The organism is Modestobacter roseus, assembly GCF_007994135.1.
Lineage (GTDB): Bacteria > Actinomycetota > Actinomycetes > Mycobacteriales > Geodermatophilaceae > Modestobacter > Modestobacter roseus.
Genome location: NZ_VLKF01000001.1, coordinates 4,338,755 through 4,352,377 on the forward strand (window position 1 = coordinate 4,338,755; position 13,623 = coordinate 4,352,377).

General features: G+C 75.4%; 12 protein-coding genes. 6 read left to right on the forward strand and 6 right to left on the reverse strand.

The window, feature by feature from the left end:
• Positions 1 to 60: 60 nt before the first annotated feature.
• From disA to JD78_RS20785, 3 genes are all read right to left on the reverse strand, one after another.
• Entirely contained in the window at positions 61 to 1,131 is a 1,071-nt protein-coding gene (gene disA / locus JD78_RS20775; RefSeq protein ID WP_166521371.1) for a DNA integrity scanning diadenylate cyclase DisA, read from the reverse strand.
• Between the two features lie 126 nt (positions 1,132 to 1,257).
• Complete coding sequence (gene radA / locus JD78_RS20780; RefSeq protein WP_153362307.1) at positions 1,258 to 2,625, reverse strand: DNA repair protein RadA; 1,368 nt, start codon at positions 2,623 to 2,625, stop codon at positions 1,258 to 1,260.
• Between the two features lie 58 nt (positions 2,626 to 2,683).
• A complete protein-coding gene (locus tag JD78_RS20785; RefSeq protein ID WP_166521372.1) occupies positions 2,684 to 3,331 on the reverse strand; it encodes a copper chaperone PCu(A)C domain-containing protein in 648 nt (215 codons plus the stop codon).
• Between the two features lie 102 nt (positions 3,332 to 3,433).
• On the opposite strand from JD78_RS20785, the gene JD78_RS20790 reads away from it, so the two are divergent.
• Positions 3,434 to 4,999, forward strand: a complete 1,566-nt coding sequence (locus tag JD78_RS20790; RefSeq protein WP_243731098.1) for a cryptochrome/photolyase family protein — start codon at positions 3,434 to 3,436, stop codon at positions 4,997 to 4,999.
• Positions 5,000 to 5,008: 9 nt separating this feature from the next.
• Here JD78_RS20790 and JD78_RS20795 read toward each other — a convergent pair whose 3' ends face one another.
• Entirely contained in the window at positions 5,009 to 5,869 is an 861-nt protein-coding gene (locus tag JD78_RS20795) for a UbiA family prenyltransferase (RefSeq protein ID WP_243731099.1), read from the reverse strand.
• A gap of 130 nt (positions 5,870 to 5,999) precedes the next feature.
• Here JD78_RS20795 and JD78_RS20800 point away from each other — a divergent pair, with 130 nt between their 5' ends.
• Genes JD78_RS20800 through rlmB form a run of 5 tightly spaced genes read left to right on the forward strand, consistent with a single transcriptional unit; the run spans position 6,000 to position 10,069 of the window.
• Positions 6,000 to 6,482 (forward strand): CarD family transcriptional regulator, encoded by a 483-nt coding sequence (locus JD78_RS20800; protein WP_153362320.1) that lies wholly within the window; start codon positions 6,000 to 6,002, stop codon positions 6,480 to 6,482.
• Between the two features lie 35 nt (positions 6,483 to 6,517).
• Entirely contained in the window at positions 6,518 to 7,195 is a 678-nt protein-coding gene (gene ispD / locus JD78_RS20805) for a 2-C-methyl-D-erythritol 4-phosphate cytidylyltransferase (RefSeq protein WP_153362319.1), read from the forward strand.
• A gap of 5 nt (positions 7,196 to 7,200) precedes the next feature.
• Positions 7,201 to 7,704 (forward strand): 2-C-methyl-D-erythritol 2,4-cyclodiphosphate synthase, encoded by a 504-nt coding sequence (gene ispF, locus JD78_RS20810; RefSeq protein WP_166521373.1) that lies wholly within the window; start codon positions 7,201 to 7,203, stop codon positions 7,702 to 7,704.
• Complete coding sequence (gene cysS, locus JD78_RS20815; protein ID WP_166521374.1) at positions 7,701 to 9,101, forward strand: cysteine--tRNA ligase; 1,401 nt, start codon at positions 7,701 to 7,703, stop codon at positions 9,099 to 9,101. Before ispF ends, cysS begins: the two co-directional genes overlap by 4 nt.
• Positions 9,083 to 10,069, forward strand: coding sequence for a 23S rRNA (guanosine(2251)-2'-O)-methyltransferase RlmB (gene rlmB / locus JD78_RS20820; protein WP_228395424.1), 987 nt, complete (start codon positions 9,083 to 9,085; stop codon positions 10,067 to 10,069). Before cysS ends, rlmB begins: the two co-directional genes overlap by 19 nt.
• Before the next feature lie 114 nt (positions 10,070 to 10,183).
• Here the strand turns inward: rlmB and JD78_RS20825 are convergent, their stop codons facing one another.
• Together JD78_RS20825 and JD78_RS20830 are read right to left on the reverse strand one after the other, a co-directional pair.
• A complete protein-coding gene (locus tag JD78_RS20825; RefSeq protein WP_153362318.1) occupies positions 10,184 to 11,476 on the reverse strand; it encodes a DUF445 domain-containing protein in 1,293 nt (430 codons plus the stop codon).
• A 75-nt stretch (positions 11,477 to 11,551) separates the two neighbouring features.
• On the reverse strand, positions 11,552 to 12,634 hold the full coding sequence (locus JD78_RS20830; protein WP_153362317.1) for a S1C family serine protease: 1,083 nt from the start codon (positions 12,632 to 12,634) through the stop codon (positions 11,552 to 11,554).
• Positions 12,635 to 13,623: the final 989 nt, after the last annotated feature.

Consider the following 13,623-nt stretch of genomic DNA (forward strand, 5'->3'; position numbering starts at 1 on the left):
TCCGGCCCCGTCCAGAGGCTCGCCCCGAGCGTCCGAGGGGCGAGGAGGACGGGTCCTACCTCAGCTGTAGCGGTCGAGGATCGACGTCTCGGCCAGCCGGGACAGGCCCTCGCGGATGCCGCGCGCACGGGCCTCGCCGACGCCCTCGACGGCCAGCAGGTCCTCGATGGTGGCGGCCAGCAGCTTCTGCAGGCCACCGAAGTGGGTCACCAGCCGGTCGATGATGCCGGCGGGCAGCCGGGGGACCCGGGCCAGCAGGCGGTACCCGCGCGGGCTGACCGGGGAGTCCAGGGCGTCGGGGGAGGTGGGCAGCCCGTAGCAGCGCGCCACCGCGGAGAGGTCGAGGAGCTCGGTGGCCGACAGGGCCCGCAGGTCGGCGAGCACCTCCTCGCCGGTGCGGCCGCGCCGGCCGCTGGGCAGGTAGTCGCGGACCAGCAGGCCGCGGTCCTCCTCGACGCCGGCGAGCATCTCGTCCAGCTGGAGGGCCAGCAGGCGGCCGTCGGTGCCCAGCTCGATGACGAAGCCCTCGATCTCGTCGGCGATCCGGCGGACCATCTCCAGCCGCTGGCTGACGCTCATCGCGTCCCGGACGGTGACCAGGTCCTCGATCTCCAGCGCGGACAGCGTGCTGGCGACCTCGTCCAGCCGGAGCTTGTAGCGCTCCAGGGCGCTGAGCGCCTGGTTCGCGCGGGCCAGGATCGTCGTCGGGTGCTCGAGGATGTACCGGCGGCCGGTGACGTAGACCGAGATGATGTGCATCGACTGGCTGACCGAGATCACCGGGAACCCGGTCTGCAGGGCGACCCGCTCGGCGGTGCGGTGCCGGGTGCCCGACTCCTCGGTGGGGATCGTCGGGTCGGGCATGAGGTGCACACCGGCGCGCACGATCCGGGTGCCGTCGTAGGAGACGATCACCGCGCCGTCCATCTTGGCCAGTTCCCGCAGCCGGGTGGCCGACAGCGCCACGTCCAGGGCGAACCCGCCGGTGCACAGCGACTCGACCACCCGGTCGTAACCGAGGACGATCAGGGCTCCGGTGCGGCCGGCGAGGATCCGCTCCAGACCGTCCCGGAGCGCGGTGCCCGGGGCGATCCGACCGAGCAGTTCCCGCAGGGCGGCCTCGGGGTCCACAGCGGGGGGGCACGAGCGCTCCTGACGGTCGGGCGGTACGGCGGCTGATGCTACTCGGAAGCCCCTCCTGCCCGGTCACCTCGGGTCCTCCCCCCGGGTGGCTGCCCGCACCCTCGACACGCTGCGTCACCACAGCCGGGCGAACGCGCCACCCAGGTCGGTGACCTCGATCAGCCGCATGCCCTCCGGCGCGGGGCCGGAGTCGACCGGGACGAGCGCTGCCGTGTACCCCTGCCGGGCGGCCTCGGCCAGCCGACGGCCGGTGCCGCCGACCCGGCGGATCTCCCCGGAGAGGCCAACCTCGCCGATGGCGACCAGGCCGGCGGGCAGCGGGGTGTCCTTGGAGGCGGAGGCGATCGCCAGGGCCAGCGCGAGGTCGGCGGCGGGCTCGGCGATCCGCACGCCGCCCACGGAGGCGGCGAAGACGTCGGCGTCCCCGAGCCGGATGCCCCCGCGCCGCTCGACGACGGCGTTGATCATGGCCACCCGCTGGGAGTCCAGCCCGCTGACGGCCCGCCGCGGCGAGCCGCCTCCGCCGCTGGTGGCCACCAGGGACTGGACCTCGGCGAGCAGGGGCCGGCTGCCCTCCATGGTCACCGTGACGCAGCTGCCGGGCACCGGGGCCGAGCGTCGGGAGACGAACAGGTGGGACGGGTCGGGCACGCCGACGACGCCGCCGTCACCGATCTCGAAGCAGCCGATCTCGTCGGCCGGCCCGAACCGGTTCTTGGTGGCCCGGATCATCCGCAGCGTGGAGTGCCGCTCGCCGTCGAAGGAGATGACGACGTCGACCAGGTGCTCCAGGGCCCGGGGCCCGGCGATGGCGCCGTCCTTGGTCACGTGGCCGACCAGGATGGTGGTCATCCCGCGGGTCTTGGCGACGGCGGTCAGCGCGCTGGCCACGGCCCGCACCTGGCTGGCCCCGCCGTCGGTGCCGTCGACCGCGGGGGAGCGGACGGTCTGGACGCTGTCGAGGACCAGCAGCGAGGGGGAGACGTCCTCGACGTGGGAGAGGACCGCCGACAGCTCGGTCTCGGCGGCCAGGTAGAGCTGGTCGTGCAGGGCACCGATCCGCTCGGCGCGCAGCCGCACCTGCGCGGCGGACTCCTCGCCCGACACGACCAGCGTGGGGCCGTTCGCCGCGGCGACCCGGTGCGCGACCTCCAGCAGCAGCGTGGACTTGCCGACGCCGGGCTCGCCGGCGACCAGCAGCACCGCGCCGGGGACCAGGCCACCGCCCAGCACCCGGTCGAACTCGGGGATGCCGGTGGGGACGGCGCGGGCCCCGGCGAGCCCGACCTGGGCGATCGGACGGGCCTTGGCGCTCACCGGGCCGGCCGAGACCGCCCGGAGCGGGGCGGCGATCGCACCGACCTCCTGGAGGGTGCCCCACGCCTGGCACTCCGGACAGCGGCCGACCCACTTGGCGGACGTGTGACCGCACTCGGAACAACGATGGGCGGGGCGGGCGGACTTCACACCGGAGGGGGGCACTCCGCCATCGTGACGGCGGGGTACGACGGAACGGTGGAGGAGGAGCCGAGCCGCCGGCTCACTCGTCCGCGGACTCCGAGGACTCGGACCCGGGCTCGGTCGGCTCGGACCCGGTCTCGCCGCCCTCCTCGCCGCCCTCCTCCTCGTGGAAGTCGAACTGCTCGCCGCGCGGCAGGTCGCGGACCGGGTTCCCGACCGGCACGTCGAGGGTGACCTCCCCGGCCTCCTCGAAGGTGAACGTCACCGGGACGTACTGGCTGACGCCCACGGAGCTGGAGAGACCCACGAGGGTGACCGCCGGCCCGTCGCCGCCGCCCAGCAGCAGGGCCTCGCCGGCGGGGACGGTGAGGTCGAGCGAGCTGCCGGTGCCCCCGGTGCTCCCGTCTGCGGCCGGCTCCGCGGCGGGGTCGACGACCTCGACGTCGGTGAAGTCCGGACCCGTGACGGAGACCAGCGTGTCGTCGGTCTGGGTCTCGTTCACGATCGCGCCGATCAGCCGGGCGTCGCTGCCGGCCGGGTACTCGCCGCCGGTCGGGTAGGGCAGCTGCAGCCCGCGCAGGACCACGCCCTCCGCATCGGCGTTCACGCCGAGCTGCTGCTCCGAGTTGGCGGTCTGGGACACCTGCCCGGCGCTGCAGGCCGAGAGCGCGACCGGGGACAGCAGCAGGGCACCCAGCGCGGCAGCGCGCGGTGCGCGGCGGTTCACAGCGTCGACCTCCAGAGACGTGCCGGCCACCGAGGACGCCGGTGGCACGAGTCGCGCTGAGCGTAACGGTCCCCCCACGATGTCCGCTGGGAGGTGAGGCCCGTGGCGGGTGCGCGCACACCGGTGGAGCGCGGTGCCGGTGACCCGGCGACGGCCGACTTCGCTGTTCAGGCCCCGGACACCCGGCGCTGGTGCTTCGCCGACCAGCTCGGCGGCCACTTCCTCGACGCACCGGACCAGCCCGTGCTGCTGGTCGGGTCCCGTGCGGTGTTCCGGCGCCGCCGGTTCCACCGGCAGAAGGCGCACCTGCTGCTGTCCGCCCTGCGGCACCGGGCCGCCGAGCTCGGCGACCAGGCGGTGTTCCTGCAGACCGACACCTACGGCGAGGCGCTGGACCGGGTCACCGAGCCGCTGTCGGTCTGCGCGCCGACCACCTGGCCGGCGCGCGACTTCGTGCTGCGGCGTCCGGGTGTCGCCGTCCTGGAGGCCCGCGGCTTCGTCACCCGACAGGCCGACTTCCGGCGCTGGGCGGAGGGCCGGTCCCGGCAGCGCCTGCTGATGGACGACTTCTACCGGGTGGCCCGCCGCGTGCACGACGTCCTGATGGACGGGGCGGAGCCGGTCGGCGGCGCCTGGAACACCGACCACGACAACCGCGAGCCGCCGCCGGCCGACGGCCGCTCGCCGGCCCCGGCGCCCTGGCTGCCGGCCGAGGACGAGATCGACGAGCAGGTGCGCGCCGACCTGGACGCGTGGGAGGCGGCCGGGGACGTCGCGTTCGTCGGCGACGACGGGCCCCGGCTGTTCCCGGTCACCGCCGCCGAGGCCGAGGAGCGGGTGCGGGACTTCCTGGCCCACCGGCTGGGCGCCTTCGGCCCGCACGAGGACGCGATGCTCGCCGACGAGCCGTGGCTGGCGCACTCGATGCTCTCCGCGCCGCTCAACCTGGGGCTGGTCGACCCGCGGGAGCTCGTGCACCGGGCCGAGCAGGCCTACCGCGACTCGGTGGCCGCCGGGGACCCGCTGCCGCTGAACTCGGTCGAGGGGTTCGTCCGCCAGGTGATGGGCTGGCGGGACTGGATCTGGCACCTGTACTGGCACCTGGGCCGGGACTACCGGCACGGCAACGCGCTGGACGCCCAGCAGGAGGTGCCCGCCTGGCTCGCCGACCTGGACGCCGAGGCCGTCGACGCCAACTGCCTCTCGCACGTGCTCGCCGACGTGCGGGAGCGCGGCTGGGTGCACCACATCCCGCGGCTGATGGTGCTGGGCAACTACGGGCTGCAGCGCGGCATCCGGCCGCTGGCGCTGACCGACTGGTTCCACCGGGTCTTCGTCGACGGCTACGACTGGGTGATGGTCGCCAACGTCGTCGGGATGAGCCAGCACGCCGACGGCGGTGCGCTCGCCACCAAGCCCTACGCCGCCGGGGGCGCCTACATCGACCGGATGAGCGACTACTGCGGCGGCTGCCGCTACGACCCCAGGAAGCGCGTGGGGGAGGACGCCTGCCCGTTCACCGCCGGCTACTGGGCGTTCCTGGACCGCAACCGCGAGCGGCTGGCGGACAACCGGCGGATGCGCCAGCCGCTGGCCGGGCTCGGCCGGCTGCGGGACCTGGAGGCCGTCGTCGAGCAGGAGCAGTCGCGCGGCACCGACCCGCTCTGAGCGGCGGGTTCAGCTGATCGCCGCGCCGCCGACGAGCAGCAGGACGACGTCGAGCACGGTCAGCAGCATGACCGCGGGGAAGGCCAGCCGCCGACCGCGCGGGCTGCCGGCCAGCGCGGCGACGGCCACGGCCGGGGCGGCGGCGGCGCAGACCAGCCAGCCGAGCGCACCGGGCGGGCCGGGCGGCCCGAGCACCAGCAGCAGGGTGGCGGCGCCGAGCAGCAGGGCGCCGGCGACCGCGGAGGCCACCGCACCGACCCGGTGCGGCAGCCCGCGCACCCCGGTGGCCAGGTCGTCGTCGACGTCGGGCGCCACGTTGGCGACGTGGGCGGCCCCACCGAGCGCGGCGCCGGCGGCCACCAGCCACCACGGGGCGCCCGGTGCGCCGGGGGCGGCGGCGACCACACCGGCGGGCAGCGCGCCGAAGCCGGTCAGGTAGGGGAGCGGGGACAGCGCGGTGCGCTTGAGGCCGGCGTCGTAGGCCAGGCCGCTGGCGACCAGCACCAGCAGCAGCAGGCCCGGGACGAGCCCCAGCGCCAGCGAGGTGCCGACGGCGACGGCGACGGCGACGGCGGTCGCCCGGCGCAGCAGGGCCGGGCTGAGGACCCCCTGGACGACTGGCTTGTCGGCGCGCCCGGCCGCCCGGTCGCGATCGGCGTCCAGCCAGTCGTTGCACCAGCCGATCGACGCCTGACCGGCCAGCACGGCGACCCCGACCAGCGCGGTGCGCCCGGCGGGGACACCCGCGGTCAGCGCCAGCAGGACGGCGACGGTGGTGACCGCCACGGTCGGCCCCAGGTGGGTGGCGCGGGCCATCGCCGCGGCGGTCGCGAGCGGGCCGGGGCGACGCCCGACGTCCTCCGACTGCACACCGACCACCTCCCTGTCAACCCCCGGCTGACCTCGACCAAGCCCCTGACCTGCACTTTTGTCGGACTCTGCCGAGCCGGACCGCATTCTCCCGTGGTAACCTGGTCAAGGCGAAAGGGGTCACATCCACATGGGCTTCACTGTTGGCGAGACCGTTGTCTACCCGCACCACGGCGCGGCGCTCATCGAGGCGATCGAGCAGCGCACCATCAAGGGCGTCGAGAAGTCGTACCTCGTGCTGAAGGTCGCCCAGGGCGACCTGACCGTCCGCGTGCCGGCCGACAACGCCGAGATCGTCGGAGTCCGCGACGTCGTGGGCCAGGAGGGTCTCAACCGGGTCTTCGAGGTGCTGCGCGCCCCGCACACCGAGGAGCCGACCAACTGGTCGCGCCGGTACAAGGCCAACCTCGAGAAGCTGGCCTCCGGTGACGTGAACAAGGTCGCCGAGGTCGTGCGTGACCTCTGGCGTCGCGACAAGGACCGTGGCCTCTCCGCCGGCGAGAAGCGGATGCTGTCCAAGGCCCGTCAGATCCTGGTCAGCGAGCTGGCGCTCGCCGAGGGCACCAACGAGGACAAGGCCGAGGTCCTCCTCGACGAGGTGCTGGCCTCCTGAGCCAGCTCCACCCCCGCACCACCACGACCACTCCCGTGCACGCTGTCGGCATCGTCGCAGCGGCCGGGAGTGGTCTGCGTCTGGGGGCAGAACTGCCGAAGGCGCTGGTCCCGCTCGGTGGCCGCCCGCTCGTCTGCTGGGCGGTCGACGCGCTCCGTGCGGGTGGGGTCGACGACGTCGTCGTGGCGGTGCCGGACCCGCAGCAGGCCGCCTTCACCGCCGTCCTCCCCGCGGACGTGCAGGTCGTCGTCGGCGGGGACACCCGGACCGCCTCGGTGCGTGCCGCGCTCGCCGCGGCGCGCGAGCAGGTGGACGCCGTGCTGGTGCACGACGCGGCCCGGCCGCTGACCCCGCCCGACGTCGTCGCCCGGGTGCTGGCCGCGCTGGCCGCCGGTGCCCGCGCCGTCGTCCCGGTGCTGCCGGTCGTCGACACCACGGTCGTGGTCGACGACGACGGCGTGGTCGCCGCCGACGTCCCGCGCCCGCCGCTGCGCCGGGTGCAGACGCCGCAGGGATTCGACCGGACCACGCTGGTACGTGCCTACGCGCAGGCCCCCGGGCCGGCCGTGGAGTTCACCGACGACGCCTCCGTGATGCGCGCCGCGGGCATCCCGGTGCACACCGTGGCCGGCGACGAGCGGGCCGCCAAGATCACCGTCGCGCACGACCTGCGGATGGCCGAGCTGCAGCTGCCCGGAGAGAGGAACCGGTGAACCCCGTGGACCTGCCCCGCGTCGGTGTGGGCACCGACGTGCACCCGATCGAGGCCGGTCGCCCGTGCTGGCTGGCCGGGCTCGAGTGGCCCGGCGTCCACGGCTGCGCCGGGCACTCCGACGGCGACGTCGTCGCCCATGCGCTCACCGACGCCGTCCTCTCCGCCGCCGGCCTGGGCGACATCGGCGGCCTGCTCGGCACCGACGACCCGCGCTGGGCCGGTGCCCGGGGCGTGGCGGTGCTCGAGCACGTGCGCGCGGTGCTCACCGAGGCCGGCTGGACGATCGGGAACGCCAGCGTGCAGCTGATCGGGAACACCCCGAAGGCCTCGCCGCGGCGGGCCGAGGCCGAGGCGGTGCTCTCCGCGGCGCTCGGTGCGCCGGTCAGCCTGACCGCCACCACCACCGACGGGCTGGGCCTCACCGGCCGCGGCGAGGGTCGGGCTGCGGTGGCCACCGCGCTCGTGGTCCGGAGCACGTCCGGTGCGGCCGTAGAATCCGCCCGGTGAGCCTCCGCCTGTACGACACGGCCGCGCGAGCCGTGCGCGACTTCACGCCCCTGCGTGCGGGACAGGTCTCCATGTACGTCTGTGGCCTGACCGTGCAGGGCCCGCCGCACATCGGCCACATCCGCTTCGCCGTCGCCTTCGACGTGCTGCGCCGCTGGCTGGAGCACCGGGGCAACGAGGTCACCTACGTCCGCAACGTCACCGACGTCGACGACAAGATCCTCGCCAAGGCGGCCGCGGCCGGCGTCCCGTGGTGGGCCTGGGCGTACGAGAACGAGCGGGCCGCCACCCGCGCCTACGAGGTGCTCGGCACGCTGCCGCCCACCTACGAGCCGCGGGCGACCGGGCACGTGCCGGAGATGGTCGAGCTCATCGAGCGGCTGATCGAGCGCGGGCACGCCTACGACGTCGACGGCGACGTGTACTTCGACGTCCGGTCCTTCGCCGGGTACGGCGAGCTGACCGGCCAGAAGCTCGGCGACCTGCAGCCGGCCGCGGACACCGAGACCGACGAGCGCAAGCGGGACCCCCGTGACTTCGCGCTCTGGAAGTCGGCGAAGGACGGCGACCCGGCCACCGCCTCCTGGCCCACGCCCTGGGGGCGCGGGCGCCCCGGCTGGCACCTGGAGTGCTCGGCGATGGCCGAGAAGTACCTGGGCGCGGAGTTCGACGTGCACGGCGGCGGGCTGGACCTGCGCTTCCCGCACCACGAGAACGAGCGCGCCCAGTCCCAGGCCGCCGGCGACGGGTTCGCCCGGTACTGGCTGCACAACGCCTGGGTGACCATGGGCGGGGAGAAGATGAGCAAGTCGCTGGGCAACACCGCGCTGGTCGACGAGGTCGTCCGGCGGGTGCGCCCGGTGGAGCTGCGCTACTACCTGGTCGCCCCGCACTACCGGTCCACGATCGAGTTCACCGACGCCGCGCTGGCCGACGCCGGGGTCGCCTACCGGCGGATCGAGTCCTTCGTCCGCAAGGCGGCCGAACGGGTGGGCCCGGACTCCGGCAAGCAGGAGCCGGCGCCGGAGTTCGCCGCCGCCATGGACGACGACCTGGGCACCCCCGCCGCCGTCGCGCACCTGCACGAGCAGGTGCGCGCGGGCAACACGGCCCTCGCCGACGGCGACGACGACCGGGTGGCGGAGCTGCTGGGCTCGGTCCGGGCCGGCCTCGCCGTGCTGGGCCTGGACCCGCTCGACCCGCAGTGGGCCGACGCCGGCGACCGGCGACTGGTCGAGGTCACCGACGGCCTCGTCCACCTCGCGCTCGAACAGCGCACCGCGGCCCGCGCCCGCAAGGACTACGCGGCCGCCGACACCATCCGTGACCAGCTCGGCGCCCTGGGCGTGCAGGTCGAGGACACCCCCCAGGGCACGCGATGGGAGCTGACGACCTGATGGCCGGCAACAGCCAACGACGAGGTCGCACGAGCGGCGCGAGCAAGAAGGGCGCCACCGCCGGCACCGGTGGCAAGAACCGCCGTTCACTGGCCGGTCGGGGGGCCACCCCGAAGGCCACCGACCGGCCGCACCACCCGGCGTACAAGGCGGCCAAGGCCGCGGCGGCCCGCCAGGACAACCGGCAGCGGGTCCAGCGCCGCAACGAGGAGGCGCCCGAGCTCCTGCTCGGCCGCAACCCGGTGCTGGAGGCGCTGCGCGCGCAGATCCCGGCGACCGCGCTCTACGTGGTCACCGGCGACTCGCGGGGCGGTGCGGCCACCGACGAGCGGATCGCCGAGTCGGTGCAGCTGGCCGCCGACCGCGGGCTGCCGCTGATGGAGGTGGGCCGTCCGGAGTTCGACCGGATGAGCGACGGGGCGTTGCACCAGGGCATCGGCCTGATGGTGCCGCCCTACGACTACGCGCACCCCGAGGACCTGCTCGACATCGCCCGGGACTCCGGCCGCCCGCCGCTGCTGGTCGCGCTGGACGGGGTGACCGACCCCCGCAACCTGGGCGCGATCATCCGCTCGGCGGCGGCCTTCGACGCGCACGGCGTGGTCATCCCGCAGCGCCGGGCGGTCGGGATGACCGGCTCCGCCTGGCGCACCAGCGCCGGCGCGGCGGCCCGGCTCAAGGTCGCCCGGGCGGTCAACCTGGCCCGCAGCCTCGCCTCCTACCAGGACGCCGGCCTGCAGACCGTGGGCCTGGCCGCCGACGGGGACATGGGCATCCACGAGTACGACGGGCTGGCCGACCCGGTCGCGCTGGTGGTGGGCGCCGAGGGCGCGGGCCTGTCCCGGCTGGTGCGCGAGCGCTGCGACGTCGTCCTCTCCATCCCGATCACCCGGGACACCGAGTCGCTCAACGTCAGCGTCGCCGCCTCCATCGCGCTGTTCGCCGCCGCCACTGCCCGGCGGTCCTGACGGACCGCACCGCGCCCAGGAGCCGTCCCGGCTGAGCTGAGCCGCCCCGTCCTTCGATCGCGGGACCCTCCGGGCCCCACTCCGCACGACCGTGCTGGTGGCGGGCAGGGGGAGTCAGCCCAGCAGCTGGGCCACCGTGTAGATGACCAGGCCGGCGAGGCCGCCGACGACGGTGCCGTTGACCCGGATCCACTGCAGGTCCCGGCCGACCTGCAGCTCGATGCGGCGGCTGGTCTCCTCGGTGTCCCAGCGGGCCACCGTGGTGCCGACCAGGTCCGCCGCGTCGCCGGCGAAGCGCTCCACCACGTAGCCGGCGGCGCGCACCGACTGGCGCTGCACGAGCTCGCGGACCGTCGGGTCGGTCTGCAGCACCCCGGCGCCGGAGCGGATCAGGCCGACCACCCGGGCCCGCAGCTCGGAGTCCGGGTCGGCAGCGGCCGTGACGACGGCGGTCTTCGCCGTCGTCCACAGCGACCCCGACCACGTGCGCACCGCCGGGTGGTCGAGCAGCTCCTCCTTGAACCGCTCCACCCGCGCCGCGGCCGCCGGGTCGGTGCGCAGGCGCGCCACGTACGCCCGCAGCCGGTGGTCGTAGCTGCGCCGCAGCTCGTGCCGCGGGTCGGCGCCGACCTCGGCGAGGAAGCCCTGCAGCAGGTCGAAGACCCGGTCGAACACCCGGTCGTCGACCCAGTCCGGGACCCAGGCCGGGGAGGCGTCACCGAGCCGGGCGCGGAACACCAGCCGGTTGTCGGCCAGGAAGTTCGCCAGCCCGGTCAGCGCCGCCGACAGCACCTCCTGGTGCCGGTCGCCGTCGACCATCAGCTCCAGGCCACGTGCCACCGCAGGAGCGGCGGGGGTCTCCCGGAGCTTGCGGTCGACCAGCGCCGCGACCGCCGGCTGCAGCTCGTCGTCCTTGAGCAGGTCGGTGAGCGCGCCCAGCGCGGCCCCGGCGTCCCCGGCGAGCCGCTCCGCGCGGCCGGGGGAGGCCAGGAAGGCGCCGAGCCGGCCGGGGACGTCGACGGTGGCCAGCCGCTCCTCGACCACCGTGCGGGTCAGGAAGTTCTCCTGCACGAAGGCGCCCAGGCTGGTGCCGATCTGGTCCTTCTTGCGCGGGATGATCGCGGTGTGCGGGATCGGCAGCCGCAGCGGGTGCCGGAACAGGGCGGTCACCGCGAACCAGTCGGCGAGCGCGCCCACCATCGACGCCTCCGCGGTCGCCCGCACGTAGCCGACCCACGCGCCTGCCTCCTCACCCACCAGCACGCAGGCCAGGAAGACGGCGGCGGCGAGGCCGAACAGCCCGGTGGCCAGGCGCTTCATCTTCTGCAGATCGGCCGCCCGTTGCGGGTCGTCCAGCGCCCCGGCGAGGGGGACGGCCAGGGGCGGGGACTGCTGGGGGCCTGGCACCCGCACGAGCCTAGGAGCAACGACGAGGACCCCGCAGCCGCGGGGGCGGCTGCGGGGTCCTCGGGGCTCAGCGGGTCAGCTGGTCTCGTCGAGGGTGACCTCGACCTGCTGGCTGTCCGTGCCGCGGCGCACGGTCAGCGTGACCGTCTCGCCCGGCTCCGCGCTGCGGATCGCCGCGGTGAGCTCGGTGGAGGTCGTGATCGGCCGGTTGCCCACGGCGGTGATCACGTCACCGGACCGGAGCTCGGCGTCGGCCGCCGGGCTGCCGGGGTTGACGTCCACCAGCTGGGCGCCGTTGCCGACCGCCGACCCGTCGTCCGCCGCGGTGCGGGCGGTGACGCCGAGCAGCGCGTGGCTGGCCGAGCCGGTGTCGATGATCTGCTCGGCGATCCGCTGGGCGGTGTTCGCCGGGATCGCGAAGCCCACCCCGATGTTGCCGCTCTGGCTCTCCTGGCCGGGGATGCCGCTGCTGGGCACGGTGGCGATGGCGACGTTGATGCCGATGACCTCGCCCGCCGCGTCGACCAGCGCACCGCCGGAGTTGCCGGGGTTGATCGCCGCGTCGGTCTGGATGGCGTCGATCACCGTGCTGTCGTCCTGCGTCGACCCGGTCTGCACCGCGCGGTTGGTGGCGCTGACGATGCCGTCGGTGACGGTGTTGGACAGCCCCAGCGGTGCGCCGATGGCCACCGCGAGGTCACCGACCTGGATGCTGTCGGAGTCGGCGAACCCGGCCGGGGTGAGCCCGCTGGCGTCGGCCAGCTTGACCACCGCCAGGTCGGAGGACGGGTCGGTGCCCACCACCGTGGCGTCGTAGAGGGTGCCGTCGCTGGTGCGCACCTGCACGGTCGGGGCGCCGCCGGCGCCGTCGAGGGCCACCACGTGGTTGTTGGTCAGCACGTAGCCGTCGTCGGAGAGGACGACGCCCGAACCGGACCCCGAGCCGCCCGCGGCGCTGACGTAGATGGTCACCACGCTCGGCGCGGCCTTGGCGGCCGCGGCGGTCGCCGTCGTCGCCCGCTCGGGGTCGGTGATCGTGACGCTCTGCGCGCTCGCCGTGCTCGGCGTCGACGAGCCGCCGTCGTCGGCCAGGGTCGCCACGCCGGCACCGGCGCCGCCGCCGATCAGCGCACCGGCGACGAGCCCGGCCAGGCCCATCTTCCAGCGGGCGGCGGGCTTGGCCGCCGCAGGCGGGGTGAACGCCGGCGGCAGGCCGCCGGCCGGCTGGCCGTACGCGGGCTGCTGCGGGCCCCAGCCGACCGGCGGCCAGGGGCGGTGGCCACCGGCGGGGGCGGCGAACTGCTGGGTCTGCTGCCGCTCGGCGCCGAACGGGGCGCCGGCGGCCGGTGCCTGCCAGCCGGCGGCCGGCGCCTGCCAGCCGGTGGCCGCGGCCTGGCCCGCGGGCTGGCCCGTGGGCTCGGCGGCGGGGCGGTCTGCGGGGCCGGACCCTGCGGAGCCGGTGCCGACCAGCCACCGGCGGTGCTGCCGGTGGTCGGGGTGCGGTCCGACGCGGTCTCGTCGGCCGGGCGGTTCTGCTCAGTCATCGTTGCTGGTCCTCCCACGTCGCAGCAGGACCTCCCCGCCGCGATGACACCACTGTGCGTCCTCGCGCTGGCCCGAGGCTGGTGGTGGGCTGTGAGTTCCCTGGAAGGGGCGGTCCAGTCCCGGCGACCGTGCGCGCGTGAACGACACCGGACCGGGGAAGTGCACGGGAACGGGTCGGCCCGTCCCCGCACTGTCCGTCCCCGCACTGCCCGTCCCCGCACTGCCCGTCCCCGCACTGTCCGTCCCGCACTGCCCGTCCCCGCACTGCCCGTCCCCCGGAGGTCCCCGGTGCCCCGTCGTGTCCTCGCCCGCATCGGGCTCGGCCTGCTGGTCGGTGTCGGCGCCGTGCTGGCGGCCGTCGGCGCCACCGGCCTGGGTGGCGCCGGCCTGTTCGCGGTGGTCCTCGCCGCCGTCGTCAGCGCCTGCGTGGCGATCGGCGTCGCGCGCGAGTCGGTGCCGCCGCGGCGCCAGGTGGCCGCGGCCGGCTGGCGGGCGGCCGCCGGCACGGTCGGCGCCCTGCTGGTGCTCAGCGGCAGCTCCGTCGTCGCCGGTGGCGCGATGACCACCGTGCTGGCCGGGTGCGGGCTCGCCTGGCTGGTGGT